At 41.2% G+C, this 19,758-nt stretch carries 14 protein-coding genes and 2 pseudogenes; 6 read left to right on the top strand and 10 right to left on the bottom strand.

Features of this window, described 5'->3' with window-relative positions:
• Window positions 1-34: 34 nt before the first annotated feature.
• Both NSS95_RS01890 and NSS95_RS01885 read right to left on the bottom strand, forming a co-directional pair.
• Window positions 35-679, bottom strand: a pseudogene (locus NSS95_RS01890) (alpha/beta fold hydrolase); the annotation flags it as partial.
• A 180-nt stretch (window positions 680-859) separates the two neighbouring features.
• A complete protein-coding gene (locus NSS95_RS01885) occupies window positions 860-1,978 on the bottom strand; it encodes an RNA-guided endonuclease InsQ/TnpB family protein (protein ID WP_014095882.1) in 1,119 nt (372 codons plus the stop codon).
• An 87-nt stretch (window positions 1,979-2,065) separates the two neighbouring features.
• Between NSS95_RS01885 and NSS95_RS01880 the strand changes: the two genes are divergently transcribed.
• Complete coding sequence (locus NSS95_RS01880) at window positions 2,066-2,206, top strand: ribbon-helix-helix protein, CopG family (RefSeq protein ID WP_003352379.1); 141 nt, start codon at window positions 2,066-2,068, stop codon at window positions 2,204-2,206.
• Between the two features lie 34 nt (window positions 2,207-2,240).
• On the opposite strand, the gene NSS95_RS01875 is transcribed toward NSS95_RS01880, so the two are convergent.
• From NSS95_RS01875 to NSS95_RS01865, 3 genes are all read right to left on the bottom strand, one after another.
• Window positions 2,241-2,387 (bottom strand): NAD(P)H dehydrogenase (quinone), encoded by a 147-nt coding sequence (locus tag NSS95_RS01875; RefSeq protein WP_014096214.1) that lies wholly within the window; start codon window positions 2,385-2,387, stop codon window positions 2,241-2,243.
• 221 nt (window positions 2,388-2,608) lie between these two features.
• Entirely contained in the window at window positions 2,609-3,748 is a 1,140-nt protein-coding gene (locus tag NSS95_RS01870; protein ID WP_340713749.1) for a zinc-dependent alcohol dehydrogenase, read from the bottom strand.
• A gap of 281 nt (window positions 3,749-4,029) precedes the next feature.
• A complete protein-coding gene (locus NSS95_RS01865; RefSeq protein ID WP_340713748.1) occupies window positions 4,030-5,154 on the bottom strand; it encodes an ROK family transcriptional regulator in 1,125 nt (374 codons plus the stop codon).
• Window positions 5,155-5,398: 244 nt separating this feature from the next.
• Between NSS95_RS01865 and NSS95_RS01860 the strand changes: the two genes are divergently transcribed.
• The 3 genes from NSS95_RS01860 to NSS95_RS01850 all read left to right on the top strand — a co-directional run bounded on the left by NSS95_RS01860 (window position 5,399) and on the right by NSS95_RS01850 (window position 9,303).
• Window positions 5,399-6,175 (top strand): SDR family oxidoreductase, encoded by a 777-nt coding sequence (locus NSS95_RS01860; RefSeq protein WP_251460187.1) that lies wholly within the window; start codon window positions 5,399-5,401, stop codon window positions 6,173-6,175.
• A 122-nt stretch (window positions 6,176-6,297) separates the two neighbouring features.
• Window positions 6,298-7,836 (top strand): FGGY-family carbohydrate kinase, encoded by a 1,539-nt coding sequence (locus tag NSS95_RS01855; RefSeq protein WP_340713747.1) that lies wholly within the window; start codon window positions 6,298-6,300, stop codon window positions 7,834-7,836.
• Between the two features lie 117 nt (window positions 7,837-7,953).
• On the top strand, window positions 7,954-9,303 hold the full coding sequence (locus NSS95_RS01850) for an MFS transporter (protein ID WP_340713746.1): 1,350 nt from the start codon (window positions 7,954-7,956) through the stop codon (window positions 9,301-9,303).
• A 379-nt stretch (window positions 9,304-9,682) separates the two neighbouring features.
• Here NSS95_RS01850 and NSS95_RS01845 read toward each other — a convergent pair whose 3' ends face one another.
• The 5 genes and pseudogenes from NSS95_RS01845 to NSS95_RS01825 form a co-directional block, all read right to left on the bottom strand.
• Window positions 9,683-10,324 carry a hypothetical protein gene (locus tag NSS95_RS01845; RefSeq protein ID WP_017551431.1) on the bottom strand — a complete coding sequence of 214 codons (642 nt, stop codon included), beginning with the start codon at window positions 10,322-10,324 and terminating at the stop codon, window positions 9,683-9,685.
• Entirely contained in the window at window positions 10,321-11,079 is a 759-nt protein-coding gene (locus NSS95_RS01840; RefSeq protein WP_013858323.1) for an ImmA/IrrE family metallo-endopeptidase, read from the bottom strand. The genes NSS95_RS01845 and NSS95_RS01840 overlap by 4 nt, the downstream gene beginning before the upstream one ends.
• On the bottom strand, window positions 11,072-11,431 hold the full coding sequence (locus NSS95_RS01835; RefSeq protein ID WP_013858322.1) for a helix-turn-helix domain-containing protein: 360 nt from the start codon (window positions 11,429-11,431) through the stop codon (window positions 11,072-11,074). Before NSS95_RS01835 ends, NSS95_RS01840 begins: the two co-directional genes overlap by 8 nt.
• Window positions 11,432-11,689: 258 nt before the next feature.
• Window positions 11,690-15,538 carry an Ig-like domain-containing protein gene (locus tag NSS95_RS01830; protein ID WP_340713745.1) on the bottom strand — a complete coding sequence of 1,283 codons (3,849 nt, stop codon included), beginning with the start codon at window positions 15,536-15,538 and terminating at the stop codon, window positions 11,690-11,692.
• Window positions 15,539-15,879: 341 nt separating this feature from the next.
• Window positions 15,880-16,509 (bottom strand): annotated as a pseudogene (locus tag NSS95_RS01825) (FGGY-family carbohydrate kinase); the annotation flags it as partial.
• Between the two features lie 642 nt (window positions 16,510-17,151).
• On the opposite strand from NSS95_RS01825, the gene NSS95_RS01820 reads away from it, so the two are divergent.
• Both NSS95_RS01820 and NSS95_RS01815 read left to right on the top strand, forming a co-directional pair.
• Entirely contained in the window at window positions 17,152-18,462 is a 1,311-nt protein-coding gene (locus NSS95_RS01820; RefSeq protein ID WP_014096263.1) for a transposase family protein, read from the top strand.
• A gap of 178 nt (window positions 18,463-18,640) precedes the next feature.
• Window positions 18,641-19,543: an IS630 family transposase gene (locus NSS95_RS01815; RefSeq protein WP_340714040.1), complete on the top strand. Its 903-nt coding sequence runs from the start codon at window positions 18,641-18,643 to the stop codon at window positions 19,541-19,543.
• Window positions 19,544-19,758: the final 215 nt, after the last annotated feature.

Here is a 19,758-nt window from a genome sequence, read left to right as displayed (position 1 = left end):
GGGCAGAAGCTTTTTGTTATAGCTGCAGCCAGGTTCAGATGCATTTTTCGCTTACAAGTGCAGGACAAGCAAAAAATATGTCCGGTTTGCACCAGCCAGTTCGATACAGCATATACCCTTCCCCATATTGGCCGACCGGATCCTGGTCACCGGCAATGTTATAAACAGGGATCGATACCGGCACTTTTTCTGCCCACTCCGTTCCGACAATCTTCTCCATCATCTGGACAAAATAGTAGAGTGAGTGTATATTTGGCGGAGTTGAAAAATTATTAAACGGATCGTTTGCGTGGTCTGCCACAATATCCGGGTCGCCGCTTATCCAGTCGTTTGGCGTTTTCGGTTGTTCAATCCGTTCTGTCATCCAGCCCATCAGTTCTTCCAAATAAGAAGAATCGGTTTCTTCCCCTTTGCCTTCATCGACCAGGTCTTTCAAAACAGGGAGCAGTTTGCCTGCATTCGGGAATTGGCCCGAAGTCCCGCACAGAATTAAGCCGGACAAACCATCCCCGTAGGCAGCAGCATAACCTCTGGCAATCATTGACCCCATACTATGCCCGAACATGAAATAAGGCAAATCAGGATATTGTTCCTGCACAATCTTACGAAGCGTATGCTCATCCTCCGCCATCGTCATATATCCTTTGTCTCCCCAGTCTCCCCAGTTACCTGAATCATACGCTGTCTTTCCATGCCTGACATGATCATCTGCGGAAACGACAAAACCAGCCTCAGTGAACTACCCTCCACTTATCAACCTTACGGTTTGATTGAAGTGGGGGCTTCTCGACTTATCGTTGCTTTTACTAGCCAACGAAAACTGACCGAGCTAACCCTCTTGTTCCAAGAGTTTTGTTACTTATGATAACGCTAATAAGCGTAATCCCTCATTTTTGATATTGATTGCTGAATTGTGATCGCGATCTAATACAAAGCCGCAAGAACATTTATATACACGTTCAGATAATGGCATTTCTTTTTCCTTGCCGCAACATGAACACTTCTTAGTGGAGGGAAACCACTTATCAATTTTCACAAGTTGTTTCCCCTGTTCTTTTAGCTTATACGCTAAGAAAGTAGTGAACATCCCCCAGCCGTTATCATGAACGCTTTTCCCAAAGTGAAGGGCTTGAGACATCCCTTTCATGTTCAAGTCCTCAATCACGACAGCATCAAAGTTAGAAGCTAATTCTTTTGACTTATGATGAAGAAAATTCATGCGTTGGTTCGCCACTTTCTCATGTAATTTAGCCACTACTAGTCGTTGCTTGTTCCAACGTGCAGAACCTTTCTTTCTTCGAGAAAGAATTCGTTGTGCTTTTGCTAATTTATCTAAGGCTTGCCGATAGTAACGTGGGTAATTGGCTTTCTTACCCTGTTCACTCTCGACATATAGACCATCCATAGCAAAATCCAAACCAACAACTTTCTGTATTTTAACTGGACGAATATCTTTCTCATATTCTGTCAAAATTGAAATGTAGTATTTGCCTGTCTTTGTTTTAGAAATAGTGCAAGATTTGATTTTATAATCAGCAGGTATCTCTCTATGCTGTTTCATTTTTATTGGCTTTTTGATTTTTGGCAGTTTGATATGACCATTTTCTAGCTTAATATTTCCGTTGACCATATTAGTTGTATAGGATTGTTTTGCTTTACGATTTTTGAACTTTGGAAAATCCGCGTTTCCTTCAAAGAAATTCTTATAAGCAGTCTGTAAGTTCATTTGTGCATTTGCCAAAGCTAAAGAATCCACTTCTTTTAGGAATGGAAATTCACTTTTATATTTTGCAGGGGTCGGAAACTTTTGCTTTTTAAGCAATTCTTTATCATCCTTGAACTTTTCATACGTTTCTTTGCGTTCAGCTAACATCTTATTGTAGACAAAGCGAACACAACCAAATGTCTTAGCTAATAATGCGGATTGTTCTTTGTTTGGTAACAAACGAAACTTGAAAGCTTTGTTTTGCTTGGCCATATCAATTCACCTCACTTTGTGCGGAAAAATTTCGTATATATTGATTATATCGTAAAAAATCCGTACAATCAATATGAGGTGATAATCATGAGAGAAGAGAAAGAACGTGTAGAAATTCGTATGCCTAAGACGATATTAGAAAAATTGGAGCAATATCAAAAAGAAAATGGGATTCCAACTAGAACAGCCGCAATCTTAGAATTGTTGAGAAAAGGATTGGAAAAATAACTTTGGCTAAAGCCAACCGAAATTCATCTCCCACCTACTCATTGGTGCGATTCGCACCTTCACATTCCTTGAGGATGGGAGACTTCTTTCGGAAAAACGTTAAAAAAGCATTCGTCACTTTCATAGTACGCGAGTATTCTTCGGAAAATGGATGGGCTTTTACAACCAATACTTTCGACATTTTTGAGGCTCCTTTACATGTTTTACTATTATTTTATGAGTAAGCGCCTTCAAATTCAATCAATTTATTTATTTCATCCACGCACTCACACGGAGGACGACATAAATGCCTTTTCCAATTGAATCCTTGTTCTGTTGGCAACTGCCGGCAAAATCGGGCGCTGACAGACATCCCAAAAAATGCCGGCCCCGCTTTTAAAAAATATACGGAGCCGGCATTTTTTATGGTTTTAATACGACTTTTATGCAGCCATCTTTATGATCATTGAACAATTGATAGGCCTCGCTTGCTTTATCTAGCGAAATTTTATGGGTTATGATTTCAGTTGGGTCAAACTTTTTCTCTGTAATGTCTTGAAAGAGTTTCGGCATCAGATGTACAGCCGGCGCCTGTCCCATTTTCAGGGTGATATTGCGTTCGAACAGCCTGCCAAGCGGGAATGCATTGTAAACCGAACCGTATACCCCTGTCAGCTGGATAGTACCAAACTTCCTGACTGCTTCCATCGCAATTTGAATTGCGCTGATTGTGCCACCCTGCAACTTGAGTTTTTGTTCGATTGCTTCAATCGCCGATTTTTTTCCGTCCATGCCGACGCAATCGATCACAACATCAGCCCCGCCATTGGTAATCTCACGTAAATACTTTCCCATCTCATCGTATTCTTTAAAATTATAAACTTCGACTCTATTCATTTTTTTGGCATGCTTTAACCGGTATGGCACATGGTCAACTGCAATCACCCTGCTGGCCCCGTTCAGCCATGCAAATTTCTGGGTCATCAAGCCGATCGGACCGCAGCCGAGCACAACGACCGTGTCTCCCTGTTTCACACCGGCATTTTCAACACTCCAGTATGCCGTTGGAAGCACATCCGACAAGAACAGCAACGCCTCGTCTTCCAACTCACAAGATTCGGGAATCACAAACGGCATTTGATTGCCGAACGGTACACGCAGGTACTCAGCCTGCCCGCCCGGAATATCTCCGTACCGCTCTGTATAACCAAATAAACCGCCTGTGTCGACCTCTTCATTCGGATTCGAGTTGTCACACTGGGACTCCATCCCGTGCTGGCAGTAATAGCAATGCCCGCACGAAACCGTAAACGGCAGAACAACCCGGTCGCCCTTTTTTACTTTTGTGACTTCCGAGCCAACCTCTTCAACGATTCCCATCGGCTCATGCCCGATCACAAATCCCGGGCGCGCCGGCAAAGCTCCGTTATAAATATGCAAATCAGATCCGCAAATGGCCGTTGAGGTAATCCTGATTAAAATATCATCCCGCTTTTTTAATGACGGATCATCAACTTCTTTTACCTGTATGTCTTTCGCACCTTGAAACGTAACTGCCTTCACTGCCATAACCTCCTTTTATACAGACCTATACCCATGTTTTTTCATTCTTATGTATATCAAGAGATTTTTATCAAGTTGGAAACGGATTCCCGATTATCTAACCGGTCTTGGAAATACGGCATTTTCGGGACAACATTTGACATCCAAGGTTGAATCTGTACAGGGCCTAAGTTTTCTGTATAGGAGACCCAAGCATATTTCTTCCATACTGAAACGGCCTCCAATATCCGGAGGCCGTTTCATCTTGAATTTTCAACATGGTTTTTGATTTGCTACCTGTTTCAAATACTGTCCAGAAACGATTGGATAAACGGAATGGCAGCACCGACCGGCACACCGTCTTCATTGGAACGGCTAATAAAAATAAACGGTTCTTCACTTGGAAAAGCTGTCTTCTCATTTACCTTTTCATGGAGAATTTGTAAATCTTTATCTTTTAAATACGGGGAAATATGCCCGCCTAAAATAAAATCCCGGTTGATTACAAGGCGAATATTATTAATGGAAAAAGCCAGATGTTCTATAAAAGTATGCCATCTTTCCACATAGGAAGGCACCCCTGAACGAACTTTCTGGAAGAAAAATGCCAGGGATTCTTCTTTTTTTAATAGTGCATGGATGGAACAGAGCGTTTCCATGCAGCCTCTTTTCCCGCAGTAACACAAAGAACCATTCGGATCAATTGTCATATGTTCGACAGTCCCGCTGTGCCCATCTTTTCCCATATAAATTTGGTCATTGATAATAATCGCTCCGCCAAGATGCGTCCCGATCGATAAATATACTGCATCCCCAATGTCTTTTCTCATCCAAAGCTCTGTTGTAGCCGCACATTTTGCATCGTGTAAGAACTTGCAAGGATAGTCAAGATGCCGAGCAAAAACATGGATATCCAATCCTGTACAATCCAATATTTTGCCGTACACAATTTTTTCTCCGTCGTTAGAAGTCAGGGCCTGTACTGCAAATCCAATTCCCAGCACTTGTTCTTTCTTAAAATCAAAATGATCGATAAATGCCTGTACTTCCTGGGTAACTTGTTTGAAATAATGGTCGTCATTTGCATAAGTCAGATACAGCTCTTTTTGCTGAAAGACTGTGCCTCGTAAATCAATCGCCAAAATGCGGACTTTCTCTTTTTGAATTTCGACTCCGATCCCAATACGTGCCTGTTGACATACGGTATATGCCGCAGCCCGTCTGCCAACAGAAGATTCGAAGTATCCGCTTTTTTGAATTAGATTTTTCTTCTCCAACTGCGTCAAATGCTGGCTAACGGTTGGCAGACTTAAATGAAGCATATTCGAAATTTCTTGTTTGGAAAGTTTTTTGTGCTGATAAATCAAGTGATAGATTAAGGAATAATTATTCTTTTTTATATCTTTCAATGTCATACTATTCGCCATGTGATGACCCCATTATATAAATACGATTTATAAAAACAGTTGTTTAAATTCACTATAACATACAGACTAATCCCTCACAACTTAGGAATGGCATCATGCAGACATGTTTTTCAAATCTTCTAAAATATTATGGTTCAAATTTTTTAAGCGCTTTCTGTTGACACTCCCATAAAAGCGTTTTATTATATAAACAAGTTTTATAAAATGATTTTATAAAATAACTTATCAAAGGGGAGTAAGCGAAATGGGAATAATCGAGAAAATGAGATTGGATGGAAAAAAGATTTTCGTAACAGGCGGCGCAAGAGGGATTGGTAAAAGCGTTGCCACTGCTTTTGCTGAAGCGGGTGCAGACATTGCAATTGTTGACGTGGATTTAAAAGAAGCAGAAAAAACCGCCAGAGAACTGCAAGAAAATCATCCGGTCCAGGCCATTGCAGTACAAGCCGATGTGACAAAACCCGGAGATGTAAAGGCAATGACCACAAAAATATTGGATGCATTCGGGCGGATTGATGTTGCGTTTTGCAATGCAGGAATTTGCCTGAATGTCCCGGCTGAAGAAATGACCTTCGAACAATGGAAAAAAGTCATAGATGTAAACCTTACAGGGATCTTTTTAACCGCGCAGGCAGCCGGCAAAGTGATGATTCAACAAGGTGGCGGTTCGATTATCAATACAGCCTCCATGTCCGGACATATTGTCAACGTACCGCAGCCGCAATGCTCCTACAATGCTTCTAAAGCAGGCGTTATTCAATTGACGAAATCACTGGCTGTCGAATGGGCGGACAAAAATGTGCGGGTCAACTGTATCAGCCCGGGATATATGGGCACAGAACTGACATTAAATTCCCCAAGCCTGAAGCCTTTAATTGAACAATGGAACAAGATGGCCCCGCTTCACCGGATGGGAAAACCGGAAGAATTGCAATCCATTTGTGTATACCTTGCAGGTGACACGAGCACATTTACAACCGGTGCTGATTTTGTTGTAGATGGTGCCTTCACTTGTATCTAATGATTCTATCATTACGAGTTCGCCTGGAATAAAAACCTTATATTCACTTGTAAATGAGCAAAACGAATTGGAAATTGACATCAACTTTGGATTTGAAACTTATTATACGAGGAGCTTATTTAATGAACTATTTACTTGGGACAGACATTGGAACTTCAGGAACAAAGACAGTACTGATGGATACAGAAGGCCATCTGATTGCCCAGGACTTGCAAGAATATGACATTATCACCCCCAGGCCTTTATGGGCGGAGCAGTGGCCGGACGTATGGCTAGACGCAGCCAAAACCTCTATTCGCAACACGGTACAAAAATCCGGCATTTCAAAAGAAAAGATTGCCGGGATTGCAATCAGCGGGCTTTACGGAGGTTCCGGCATACCGCTGGATGAAAACATGAAACCTGTAAGGCCTTGCATGATCTGGATGGACAGAAGAGCTGAAGAAGAAACGAAATGGGTGCTTCAGCATATCGGGGAAGAAAACTTGCAGGAAATCACTTATAACGGGGCAGATCCATATTACGGCTACACAAAAATTTTATGGATGAAACGCCATGAACCGGAAAACTGGAAAAAAACGAAACTCTTTCTCCCGCCTAACGATTACGTCATCTACCATTTGACTGGTGAAATTGCGATTGACTATTCCTCGGCAGGCAATATTGGCGGGATCTTTGACATGAATACAAGGACATGGTCAAAAACATTAATGGATCAAATGGGAATTCCTATGTCGATGATGCCGCAAAGGATTGTAGAGTCAACGGATATCGTTGGCGGATTGACGAAAAAAGCAGCAGAAGAACTGGGGCTTTCTGAAGGTATGCCCGTCATCGCCGGCGGAATCGACTGCGGCGCCGCAAACATCGGGCTGGGGGTATTGGAATCCGGCATTTACGCCGCTTCTATCGGCACTTCGATGTGTGCTGCACTTATCTCCGACCAGCCTGCGAAAGGAAAAGGTTTGATTGTCTGGCCTTATTTATATGACGCCAAACGATTATCGTATTGTTTTGCAGGAGCCAATACGGCAGGCGCGATCGTCAAATGGTTCAAGCAAACCCTGTGCCAGTTTGAATTGGAAGCAGAGAAACACGGCGGTAGAAATGCTTATGATATTTTAAATGAACAGGCATCGAAAATTCCTGCCGGCAGTAATGGCCTTATCGTCCTTCCGTATTTTATGGGGGAAAGAGCCCCAATATGGGATTCAGATGCCAAGGGCACAATTATCGGGCTCTCGCTCGCCCATACTAAAGCACATCTTTATCGTGCATTCTTAGAGGCAGTTGCCTATTCTTTAAGAAATGCCATGGAAGCAACCGGTGAAAATGTGGGGAATTCCATCTACATTGCCGGCGGGGTAATAAAATCTAAAGTCTGGCGGCAAATTTTTGCGGACGTAACCGGCTACCCTGTCATTTGCCCGCTCCATGATGTTGAAGCCAATATGGGGGATGTAATTCTTGCCGGAATCGGAACAGGACTTTTAAGTTACGGCGACGTAAAAAAATGGCAGGTGTTAGATGAAAAGATCCTGCCAAATCCGGAAAACCATGAAAAATATAATGCCTGCTATCAAGTTTATCAATCTGCCTATCAACATTTAAAACAAGATATGAAAGCGATATCCCGCCTTGTTGAATCACCAACAAGATAGACAGAGTGGACATGATTTGCTTATTGGCTGGTTTTCCAGCCTCGCCATCATGTCCAGTTGTGGCGCCATTACGATACAACGGCCCAACGGAAATTCAAAAAAGGGGATGTGAGTTAAATGGAGAAATGGAAAAAAAGAATGGGGTATGGCGTAGGAGATTTAGGTTGTAACCTTGTGTTTGGGACAATGGCGTCTTATCTGATGTTTTTCTATACGGACGTCTTTGGCATTACAGCAGCCGCTGCCGGCACATTAATGCTCGTCACAAAAATCATCGATGCATTTGCGGATACCGGAATGGGATTGATCGTTGACCGGACCCATACGAGATGGGGCCAGGGGAGGCCTTATTTTATCATCGGAGCTGTTCCATTTACTGTTTTTACCATCCTTACGTTTATCGTGCCGGATACCGGAATGACTGGAAAATTGGTCTGGGCGTATGTGACGTTTACTTTGCTGAATATCGCATATACCGTTGTCAATATTCCGTTAAACACGATCGTTCCAAGACTGACTTCAGACGTACATGAACGAAACTGGCTTGTAACGACCAGAATGATTTGCGCTTTATTGGGAACAGCATTGGTGATGTCCATTACAACACCACTTGTAAACCTGTTCGGGCAGGGAAGCACACAAAAAGGCTTTCTCATTACAATGTCGTTATATGCTGTTCTCGCCTTATTGATATTTGTGATTACCTTTATGAACACAGAAGAAGTTGTACCCCCGGCTGTCAAACAGGAAAAACATTCGTTTTTGGAGGATCTAAAAGGATTAACCGGCCAGAGCATCCTGTTCTTTATCTTAAACTTTCTTTACTTTGCATTATTTGTGATCCGGAATACCACGGTCATCTATTATTTTACCTATAATCTGGGACGTTCCAGCTGGTTAACTTTTGTAGGGCTTTTCGGTATTTTGTCCGGCTTGCCCATGCTGCTTGTTCTTCCATTTTTACAGAAAAAAATATCAAAAAAGGCTTGCTTGCTGTTAAGCACAGCGATTTACATTATCGGCGATTTGATGATCTACTTTGGAAGCGCATTCCCAGTTATACTGATTGCCGGATTAGCCGTAACGGGTCTCGGCATATACGGCATTTTTGGGACAACATTTGCCATCCAACCAGATGTCATCGACTACTCGGAGTATCAGAAAAAAAGAAGCATATCCGGTATGATTGCTGCTTTCCAGGGCTTTTGTGTGAAATTAAGCATGGGACTGGCAAGCGCGCTGATCGGGATATTCTTAAAAATGGGCGGCTATGTCCCGAACGCAACACAAACCCCGACTGCTTTAAAATATATTGAAGCTTCATTTATATGGATTCCCATGTTGATCTGCCTGCTTATCGGCATCACGACCTGTTTCTATAAACTGGACCAACAACGGGAAAAAATGAGTATCGAACTGGAGCGCCGCCGTCAAATCTTTAACTCTCAATCGGCAGAAACAGTATAACCCGGTTTTTCTTCTATATCCCCCCTCATTTTCAAAGGGGGGATATTTTCAAGCGGTGACAGGGCACACGCATATTGATTTATCTGTACTGGGGCGGCCCCCATTATCGGAGGCCGCTTCGCCCTAGTTCACCTTCACTTATTCATTTACACAAAATATTTTACATTCTCTTAGACTTAGCAAAAACTTGAAGGGCTTTAGTAAATATTCAATGCAAGGGTTATATAGAAAATACTAAAAGAACTTTGCATTTGAAAGCTGATTGAATGCATAAAGAATAACCAAGTATTTTCGCCGATGTATTCTTTTATATATTAAGGCAGAGCTTGCTGACAAATGGGATGTAAGCCAAAATCAGATCCGTTCAGCAAACCCTAGTTCATGAATCGGACAGTTCATTCAATCTTGCATTTAAAGCATTTAGCTTTCTTTGGCGCTTAGGTTCGTTATCTTCAGCATTAGCTACTTTAAAGAGTTGCCTCACTTCCTTTTTGGTTGCAACTTTGTGTTGTACGCAAAAAAAACAAAAATCTTCAAGTGTATCTTGTATAATGAGCTCGGGGGTATCGTATTCACTGGCTGCTGTGCATATTTCTTCATCATGGATAATTTCTCGTATCTCATAATCATTGCTGCAAATGATTCTAGCTTGCAATAACATTGCAGCAGCCAATGTGTGAATTTCACCAAGATTGCTTGTGCTTTTAAGTATCATTCCAAGATTTCTCTTTTTTTCATAAAGCCTCTTAAAGCTCTCTCCAATATATCGTTCATAGTAACGATATATTTCAAATTCATCGTGAGAAAGACATTGTACATCATCCGGATCAAAAAGTTGCCACCTTTGTTCATGAATTTGTTTTTCCGCCACTGATCTGTTCAATAGGAGTTCATTCAAAACTGAGATATGGATGTATACATCCTCGTAAAGCTGATTAATCCACCCGATGACATCGCTTTTTTTATAAACAGCCGCGAGTTGAATAATATTGGTATCAATAAAGACTTTCCCTCTTCTCACAAATCTTCTTCCTCTTCCTGTGAGATCGTGCGTTCACGATTTGTTTCCGTTTGATACCTTATCGCCGTTTCCGGAGAGATTTGAGCCAATTTTCCAGATGCTTCTGCTTTATTTAATAATCTTTTTTCAACAGCTTCAGCGATAACGCTTTCATATTTGCTAAAGCTTTTAATGGGAAAAGGCTCATCAAGCGGGCTGTTTGCGAGATGGTGTGCTTTACGAAGTGAAATCCACTCTTTTTCTTTTATTGCTATCAAGCGGCGGGATTTTGATAACTTTAATTCGAGTATCCGTCTTGCCACAGCTTCGTATGGTGCTGCGGCCATGTCAGCAATCATGATGATCGCTTTTTCTTCTCCAAAGTCCTGTTTCAGTCTTCCCCATAGCAGACGGACAAGCGAGGCAGGCATCATTACCGCTGCAGCAAACCGGTCAGCTGCTCTTTCATGGTCAATTTCTTCACTAATGACTTCTTTGTATCCTAATAAATGCCAAAATTCATGTGCAACTGTAAAATATCTTATGCGTAAAGGCTGCCGGGTATTGATGGCCACAAAAACTTGTTCCGAATCAACATTTACAGTAGCGCCGAAATATTCGTTGTCCGGCACATCTTGAAAAATAACATGTGATATTTCTTGAAGTTTTAACTCAATCCCCGGGCCGATAAATATTTCGGCGCCAAAATGATCAGTTAAAAATTGCCCGGCGAAAGCTTCACCAACTTGTTCCGACTGTAACTTCAGCTTACTCATATGGTTTCTCCCCAGTAGCACGATTGATCTCCTCAATCCGTAAACAATCTTCAATTGCAAATAACATATTTTCCAACTGGCGTTTGGCAGCCCTCGAATTGGCTTTCCCGCGTAAAGAAAGTACATAAGGTTTTTCTGAACGATCTTCAGCTAACAATTCTTCAACGGTAATCCCCATAACTTTTGCGACTTGAGCCATTCTGTTTGGAAGAAATTGCCGTTTTCCTGTTAAAATATGTCCCATTAAGGATTTACTGATTCCTACTTCCTCAGCAAGATCTTGAATGGATTTTCCTTCCGTGTCAAGCCAATCTCTCACTTTTTTGATTGCCGCTTCATTGGCTTTATTCATGAATTACACTCCCTCAATTATTCCTATATCTTTATTATATACAAAACCATGCAAAAAGTGTAGACGTCTACAAAAGTTGCAGCATAGTGTCGCCCTTGTTTGAGATACCTTGTACGAATACACTATTCATTGCACTTCGTAATAAGCGACCAAGATCCCCAGCTTCAAACACCAGCTGAAAGGATGGAATTTTCACCTAAAGCGATCTATCATTCCAGGATATGGAGAAACGGCCCCCTACCTGGAGGCCGTTTCGTCTTACTTCACCTTTACATATCGGTATTTGCTTTTATTCCCCGCCTTGTCTTTTGCATAAATCCTCAGCGTGGATCCTCTTTTTTGTTTCTTCATATGCACCGAGTAGGTTCCTCTTGAATTTGCCGTTGCTTTTCCGACGTAATGGCTACCGTTGTAAACATAAACCGTCGCGTATTTTTCCGCCTTACCGGAAACCGTTGATGATTTGTAAGTGACCTTTCCGGCTGTTGGAATGCCAGGGGCGGTTTTATCTACAACCTTAAACGATTTGCCTGCACTTGTATTTCTCGATTTATCCGTCGCGTAGGCTGTCAGAGTCGTTCCTGCCTTTTGCTTCGATTTGATCCTGATTGAGAAGGTGCCTTTACTGTTTGCTGTCCCTGTCCCCAGCACCGTTTTACCACGTTTAATCGTCACTCTGGCGCCGGCTTCTGCTTTACCTGTAATCGTTGTTTGATTATCGCCAAACCGATTGACGGACGGGGCCGATGGTGCTGTTTTGTCTTCCACTTTGAACGATTTGCCTGCACCCGTATTTCCCGCTTTATCTGTCGCATAGGCTGTTAGAACCGTTCCTGCCTTTTGCTTCGATTTAATTCTGACTGAAAAGCTACCCTTACTACTTGCTGTCCTTGTCCCCAGCACTGTTTTGCCACGTTTAATTGTCACTTTGGCGCCGGCTTCTGCTTTACCTGTAATCACTGTTTGATTATCACCAAACCGATTGACAGACGGGGCTGATGGTGCTGTTTTGTCTTCCACTTTGAACGATTTGCCTGCACCCGTATTTCCAGCTTTATCTGTCGCATAGGCTGTTAGAACCGTTCCTGCCTTTTGCTTCGATTTGATTTTAACTGAAAAGGTGCCTTTACTACTTGCTGTCCCTGTCCCCAGCACCGTTTTACCACGTTTAATCGTCACTTTGGCGCCGGCTTCTGCTTTACCTGTAATCGTTGTTTGATTATCACCAAACCGATTGACGGACGGGGCCGATGGTGCTGTTTTGTCTACCACTTTGAACGATTTGCCTGCACTTGTATTTCCCGCTTTATCTGTTGCGTAGACTGTCAAAGTCGTTCCTGCTCTTTGTTTTGCGATGGTTACCTTGAATGCACCAGTTTTATCGGCCGTTGCCGTGCCTAAGATTTTCGATCCAGATTTTACCGTTACTTTCGCGCCCGCTTCTGTTGTTCCTGTTACCGTAGTACTTGCATCGCTTACTTCATTCACTTTCGGCGCTGCCGGAGCCGTTTTATCAATGACCGTTACCGTCGTTTCAGCGCTCTTGTTCCCTGCTGCATCTTCTGCATAAACGACAAGCTTCGTCCCTGCTTTTTGTTTTGCGATGGTTACCTTGAATGCACCGTTATTATCGGCCTTTGCCGTGCCTAAGACGTTCGAGCCAGATTTTACTGTTACTTTCGCGCCCGCTTCTGTGGTTCCAGTAACCGTAGTACTTGCATCGCTTACTTCATTCACTTTCGGCGCTGCCGGAGTCGTTTTGTCAATGACCGTTACCGTTGTTTCAGCGCTTTTATTCCCTGCTGTATCTTCTGCATAAACGACAAGCTTCGTTCCCGCATTTTGTTTTTCGATAAATATCCAGAATGCACCGGTATTATCGGCCGTTGCCGTGCCTAAGATGTTTGAGCCAGATTTTACTGTAACTTTTGCCCCCGCTTCCGTGGTTCCTTTAACCGCAGTGCTTGCATCGCTTACTTCATTCACTTTCGGCGCTGCTGGAGCCGTTTTGTCCTGAACAGTGACGACGGTTTCTTCACTCTGATTGCCCTTGCTGTCTTCAGTATACACATGCAGTTCTGTTCCGGCTTTTTGTTTAGGAATGCTGACCGAAAAACTTCCATTTGAATCGGTAGAATCGGAACCAATTTCCTTTCCGCTCACCGCTACTTTCACAGTCACATTCGGGTCGGCCGTACCGGTAACCACTGTGTCATTATCCCCAACCGTTTGAACGGACGGTTTTGACAGGGACGTTACAGCGCCTGCATCTCCTTTTTCAAGAAGCGTATAGGTGATATCGGTTCCTTTGTCAGAAGGAACTTGAAAATCATCTTTGGAGCTTAAAGCTTTGACGATGGCTCCGCCGCCTTTTATATTGATGGAGGAACCGCTGTAGGTTTTTACTTTCAGCCCGTCAAAAGCAGTATCTCCTTTAAACCCGTAAAGACCGGTATCTTCTTTCAAGACAAGTGCGGCACGGAAATCTGTCATAAACTGGCCGAAGCTAAGGTTTGGATCAATGTATTTGTGGATGATATTCTGCACTGCTTGATAATCAGTATGCGGATCATTAATCAATTCCTTAAAAATCGTGTTTCCTTGTCCGCACTGGGCCTTTAAATACTCCATAACCAGGTATGACAATGAATAGTTTGCTAATGTGTCACTCTCATAATCCCAATACAAAAGCGAATGGCCTTTTGTAATGTCCGCATCTTCATTGTAGTAATCGATCCGGTCATTCAACGGCGCACCGGTGTAAATTTGTTCAGCCGCCATCGAGAGGCCCTCATCCATCCAAGTATCCGTATCGGTCAATCCTTGTACAAATACTTTCTGGTTAAAATTAATCATATGTTGAAACTCATGCGCCAGGGTAGAATAAGCTTGCGAAACATCTTTCGTCGCAGACATCCCCATCAACGGATAGGTATCAATATAGAAAATTTCCGACTGATTGGAATAGCTATAATAATACAGATCGCGCGGAGAAAAATAACCAGCCACATAACCGCCGCTTCCACTAAATCCATCTTGAATGTCATAGCATAATATATTGACCTTCCCATTCTGGTCGACATCTGATGGCATTCCAAAGTTGTCGACATCTGATCGATAGATTTTATTATCGAATTCTTTTCCAAGTAATGCTGCTTCATCCTCTGTAATATCGTTGTTGTTTACCCAAACGTTGGCGTGGTCGCCGCTATAAAGAAGGGTTGCAGAAATGGATGAAAAATTGCTGGTTTCTATATTTTGAACATAGAACGATTTGCTGTCCCCTTTAACATAATCTTTTTTAATAGACTTTGTCTCTTTTTTCAGAGCTTTATTTTGGTTTTTCTCTGTGTCAAACGGTGCCACATAATCCATACGATATGCGGACGGGCTGAGTTTTTTTCTGTCGGCATAAGCATCGTTATTAATGCGGAAAGAACCGGTATATTCAGAGTTTGAACCATCAGGAAATTCATTGCTGATGAGTTCATAGTAATTCGTATCTCCGGCATTTGAACCGTTGCCTTTATAAAACGGGTTTGCTACCTTAAAGTAAGTCACACCGCTGAAATATTGATCCGAAAGGCTTCTTAATGTGCCTATTCTTATATAAATATAGGGATCATTTTCATAGAGTGATTTATCAATGGTGTAGCCCACATTGATATCCCCTGTAAACCATCCTATATTATTATAGGAACTCCCCAAAAGATCCATTACTCCATTACGGTTGGTATAGAACTCAGCATACAAATAAGGATCCTTGCTACTGCTATAGCAACCATGCCGAATGAGCAATTGCATTTGGGTATCTGAGTATTCCTTTACAGAGAGATAAGTAAGGAAATGATAGCTACCATAGGTGTCATTCAAAAGACCAACATTTTCTCCCTCTCTAACTAATGGATAATCATTCGGATCTCGGTAGTCTTCCAGTCCTTTTTTATCCAGATGGGGTTTGGCGTTCTGGTTCAAGCCAGCTGTTACCTCAGCTGATCCCACTTTATTTTGCTGGTCAGCCTTACTACTTGCCTGCGCACCTATCGGCAACCCAACGATCAAAGAGAACGCTAACAATACATAGAGTACGAATCTCACTTTTTTCATATAACTCCCCCCCTAATCTGGTGGATCTCACTCCCAAGTTTGCAGAACCCCTTCATATTAAAAAGGAAATGAAAACCACTTTGTTTAAAGTTTACAATATTTTCTAAATATTGTCCAGAGTTTATCAGAAATTCTTCCCTCTAAATTTTTGGAGATAGGATAAGCAAAACCCCGGAATTGGAAAAAATTCCAGGGATTAGCAAAATACTGAATGTAAATTTTTTATAGAAATACTTTTTACTTGAAAACTGTTTCAACGGATAAAAGAGGGTAAAGCGACTATTTTTCGAAAAAAAGCCAACATACGGTACATTTAGCAAATTGAATGTGCTGCAGCCCCCTCATTCCTCCCTTAAATCAAACAACTGGTGATTGATCGCGACGGTGTGCGGATAAACATCTTTATAAACCTGATAAAAATCCCGGTAACGGCTGACGTTTTTCGGTATTGGCTCAAATGTCCGGCCTGTCCGGATAAAGGCGGCTGCACAATCTTTGAGGGAAGAAAACCACCCCAATCCGCTTGCTGCAATCATGGCGGCGCCCATCCCGAGACCTTGTTCATTCTGAAGTTTGATGACTTTTGCATGAAAAATATCAGCCTGAATTTGCAGCCACAGGTCACTTTTCGCACCGCCGCCGATGGATACCACGGTATCGATGTTCTTGCCATAGTTCCGAAAAATTTCAACACTTTCATTGATAGAGAAGGCAATACCTTCCATCACTGCACGGGTAAAATCCCGCCTGGTGTGTGAGCTGTCAATGCCTGTAAAAGTGCCGCGGATTTTTGCATCGGCATAGGGCGTTCTTTCCCCGGCAATAAACGGCGTGAAAAGCAGCCCGTTTGCCCCGATCGAAGAATGCGCGGCTTCTTCCAGCAATGTTGCAAAATCTTCGCCTTTTGCGAATGTATCCTTAAACCAGGACAGACTGTATCCGGCGGCAAGTGTAACGCCCATTTTTTTGTATGTCGTAAAGACTTCCAAGCACAAGGTTTTTTACGTTATAAAGTCCTTACACTTTATATTCGACAAAGGTAACCGAAACCCTTGTCAAATCTGGAATTTTCACTTATTCAGCAAGTATTAATTACTGAAATAACAAGTCAGAATTAATCCATAAGTCTCTTTTAGATATGCATCAGTTGCTATATAAGATGAACTAATCATCTTTGCTCAATTTCTTGGTCCTTTTTCGGGTATAAAGTCTGTAACTATACCAAAAAGGATGGAGAAAAAATGGTAAATCATGAAATTGAATCCTTACGAAATGCAATGAAAAATACAAAAGATAAACGTCTTTATGAGCGTTACCTTTCTGTGCTATTACACCTAGAAGGCCATATATATGGATATCGCTAAGATTATAGGACGTAATCGGCAGACGGTTATGGCATACTTTCATTCTTATCAGCTCTGAGGAGTAAAAATTTTTCGTGATAATTTAACTATTCCCCCCCAAAAATGCGGCTAAATATGTAATAATTTAAATAATTAGAGCTTGCTGGACGAATATTTTGGTATGGCTTAGTGACAAGTCGAATACAAGCTAAAATTTGATTCGTTCAGCAAGCCCTAATTAAACTTGGCTGTTTTGAGGGGGTTTTTATTTTGGTTACTAGAAAAGAAAAAAGAAATCGTGAAAAAGAAGCAAATTATTTTTTCGAGTTCCTTAAAATTCAGAAGCATTTTTTCAAAGACCTGATGAATAACCTAAAAAAGGTAGCAGACCACCGACATCAAAGCTATATCACTTATGGTCCAGAGGTCCTTTTATTTACGATGATGTTGAAAAATATGACCGGCCTAAAATCCATGAGAAACATGAGTGAGAGTTTTAATAAAGAAGAATGTATTAAAAATGTAGGGAAGGTGTTAGGCTTAGATTCTCTTGAAGAACTTCCACATTATGATACAATTAACGACTTTTTATCTGGCTTAGATGTAAATGAATTAGAAAAAATTAGAACGTATATGATTAAAGAATTATTGAAAAAAAGGTCTCTCGAGTCTTATCGAATTGAAGGAAAGTACTGGGGTGTCATCATTGATGGAACTGGATTACACACCTTTCATGAGAAACATTGTAAACACTGCCTGAGACGGGCATATACAAATAAAGAAACAGGAGAAACGAACGTACTTTATATGCACCATGTACTTGAAGCCAAGCTTGTCGTGGGGGATATGGTCTTCAGTATTGCCTCCGAATTTATCGAAAATGAATCAGAAAATGTTTCTAAGCAAGATTGTGAATTAAAAGCCTTCGACAGGCTGGCAAAGAAAATAAAAAAAATATTTAAAAGACTACCGATTTGTATCTTGGGAGATAGTCTCTATGCATGTGAAACGGTATTTAATCTGTGCAGGGCGCACAAATGGAAATATATATGCAGATTTAAGGAAGGGAGAATTAAAAGTATCTCGACGGAGTTTAGGGCAATAAAAGAGCTGGAACAAAGTAAGGATCAGAATTCATTAGTTTGGGTGAATGATATTGCCTACAAAGACAGAACGGTCAATCTGATGGAGGCCACAATGAAAACAGAGGATGGGAAATCGAAAGAGTATGTATTTATAACGGATATTAAAATCACGAAAAAGAACGTGGAACGACTCATCGCTGCAGGAAGAAGCCGCTGGAAGATTGAAAATCAAGGATTTAACGAACAAAAAAATAATCGTTACAATATAGAACATGCCAATAGCCAAAACTACACAGCCATGAAAAATCATTATTTATTAGTTCAAATAACAGATATTATTAGACAGCTGTTTGAAAAAGGTTCGTCAATCTTAAAAGCACTCAAAAAAACGGCAAAAGAAAAATCCTCAAATCTGTTGGAATCGTTTCGGACACGCATTTTAACAGACGAGGATTTCACCCATTTAAGTAAGCCAATACAAGTAAGGTTTACTTAATGGTTATATTATAGCAAAGGATGTGATGTAAAAAAAGGTTTTTTTGAAGTTATCCACAATTTTAAAAAAGAAATTTGCAAATTCGGCTCTTTTTGACTTTGAAAGCAGAAAAAATAGATGGAAAAATTTTCTAAATGTGGATAAGTCATTTTATCATAAAACATCTAAAAATTGATGAATTTACTCTTCAGAACTGCATTCTTATGAAGAAGGTGGAATTTCCGGGCTACAAATGAAAAAAACAACAGGTAAACCCGAAAAGTTAAGTAAAGAACAACAGGAACAGTTGGCCGATACCATCGTAAATAAAACACCTGCAGAAGTCGGTTTCGAAGCAAAATACACTTGGACGCTCCAATTAATTGCCGACTGGATTCAACAAGAGTTTCAGCAGTCTTTTACTCCCAAGGGTGTTTCTGAGATGTTACACAGGCTTGGATTCAGCTACACTAAGGCAACGTATACTTTGGCAAAAGCTGATCCGGACGAACAAAAGGAGTTCAAAGAAGTCACTTTTCCAGCTTTGAAAAAGGAACTGGAGAATGGTCTCATTGATCACTTGTTATTCGAAGATGAAGCATTCATCCGTGCTTATCAGGCCCTGCAGTATAACTGGTTTCCGAAAGGTCAGCAGCGAAAGATTATGACATATGGCCAACATAAAGGTGCTAAATTGTTCGCCGCAATAAACTATGAAACCGGCGAAGTCACGCATTATGAAGAAGAAAAAAGCAACTCTTCGGCCTTTAAACGATTTTTGGAACTCCTTTTAAGCGAATACCCACAAGGTAAAATTGTAATGGTCCTGGATAATAGTAAAGTGAACAAGTCACAAGTCATCAAGGATTTTCTGAAAGAAAATCCACGGCTGAGGTTTGTCTATCTTCCTAAATACAGCCCTGAGCTGAATCCAGTGGAAGGATTATGGAAATGGCTGAAGCAAGACGTCGTTAATAATGTTTTTTCCAGCAAGTTTTATCAAATCCGGTCCCACGTGGCTGAATTTATGAAACAAGCTAGCCAAAAAAGTCAGAAAGTTATTGATCGGCTGCTTGTTAGATTAGAGCTGTCGAAAACTTAAGTTCATCTTATATAACTAATCATTGGGTAAGTCAGCTAATTCTAATACTTCCTTTTTTTCTTGGAAATTTAACCACATAATGAAACTTTTGTCTACAACATTAAGTCTTAAACAGTTCTGAAGAGTAAATTCATCAATTTTTAGATGTTTTATGATAAAATGACTTATCCACATTTAGAAAATTTTTCCATCTATTTTTTCTGCTTTCAAAGTCA

This window comes from Weizmannia sp. FSL K6-3076 (assembly GCF_038007245.1).
Taxonomy (GTDB): domain Bacteria; phylum Bacillota; class Bacilli; order Bacillales; family Bacillaceae_C; genus Weizmannia; species Weizmannia faecalis.
This window is presented reverse-complemented; position numbering and strand designations above follow the sequence as displayed.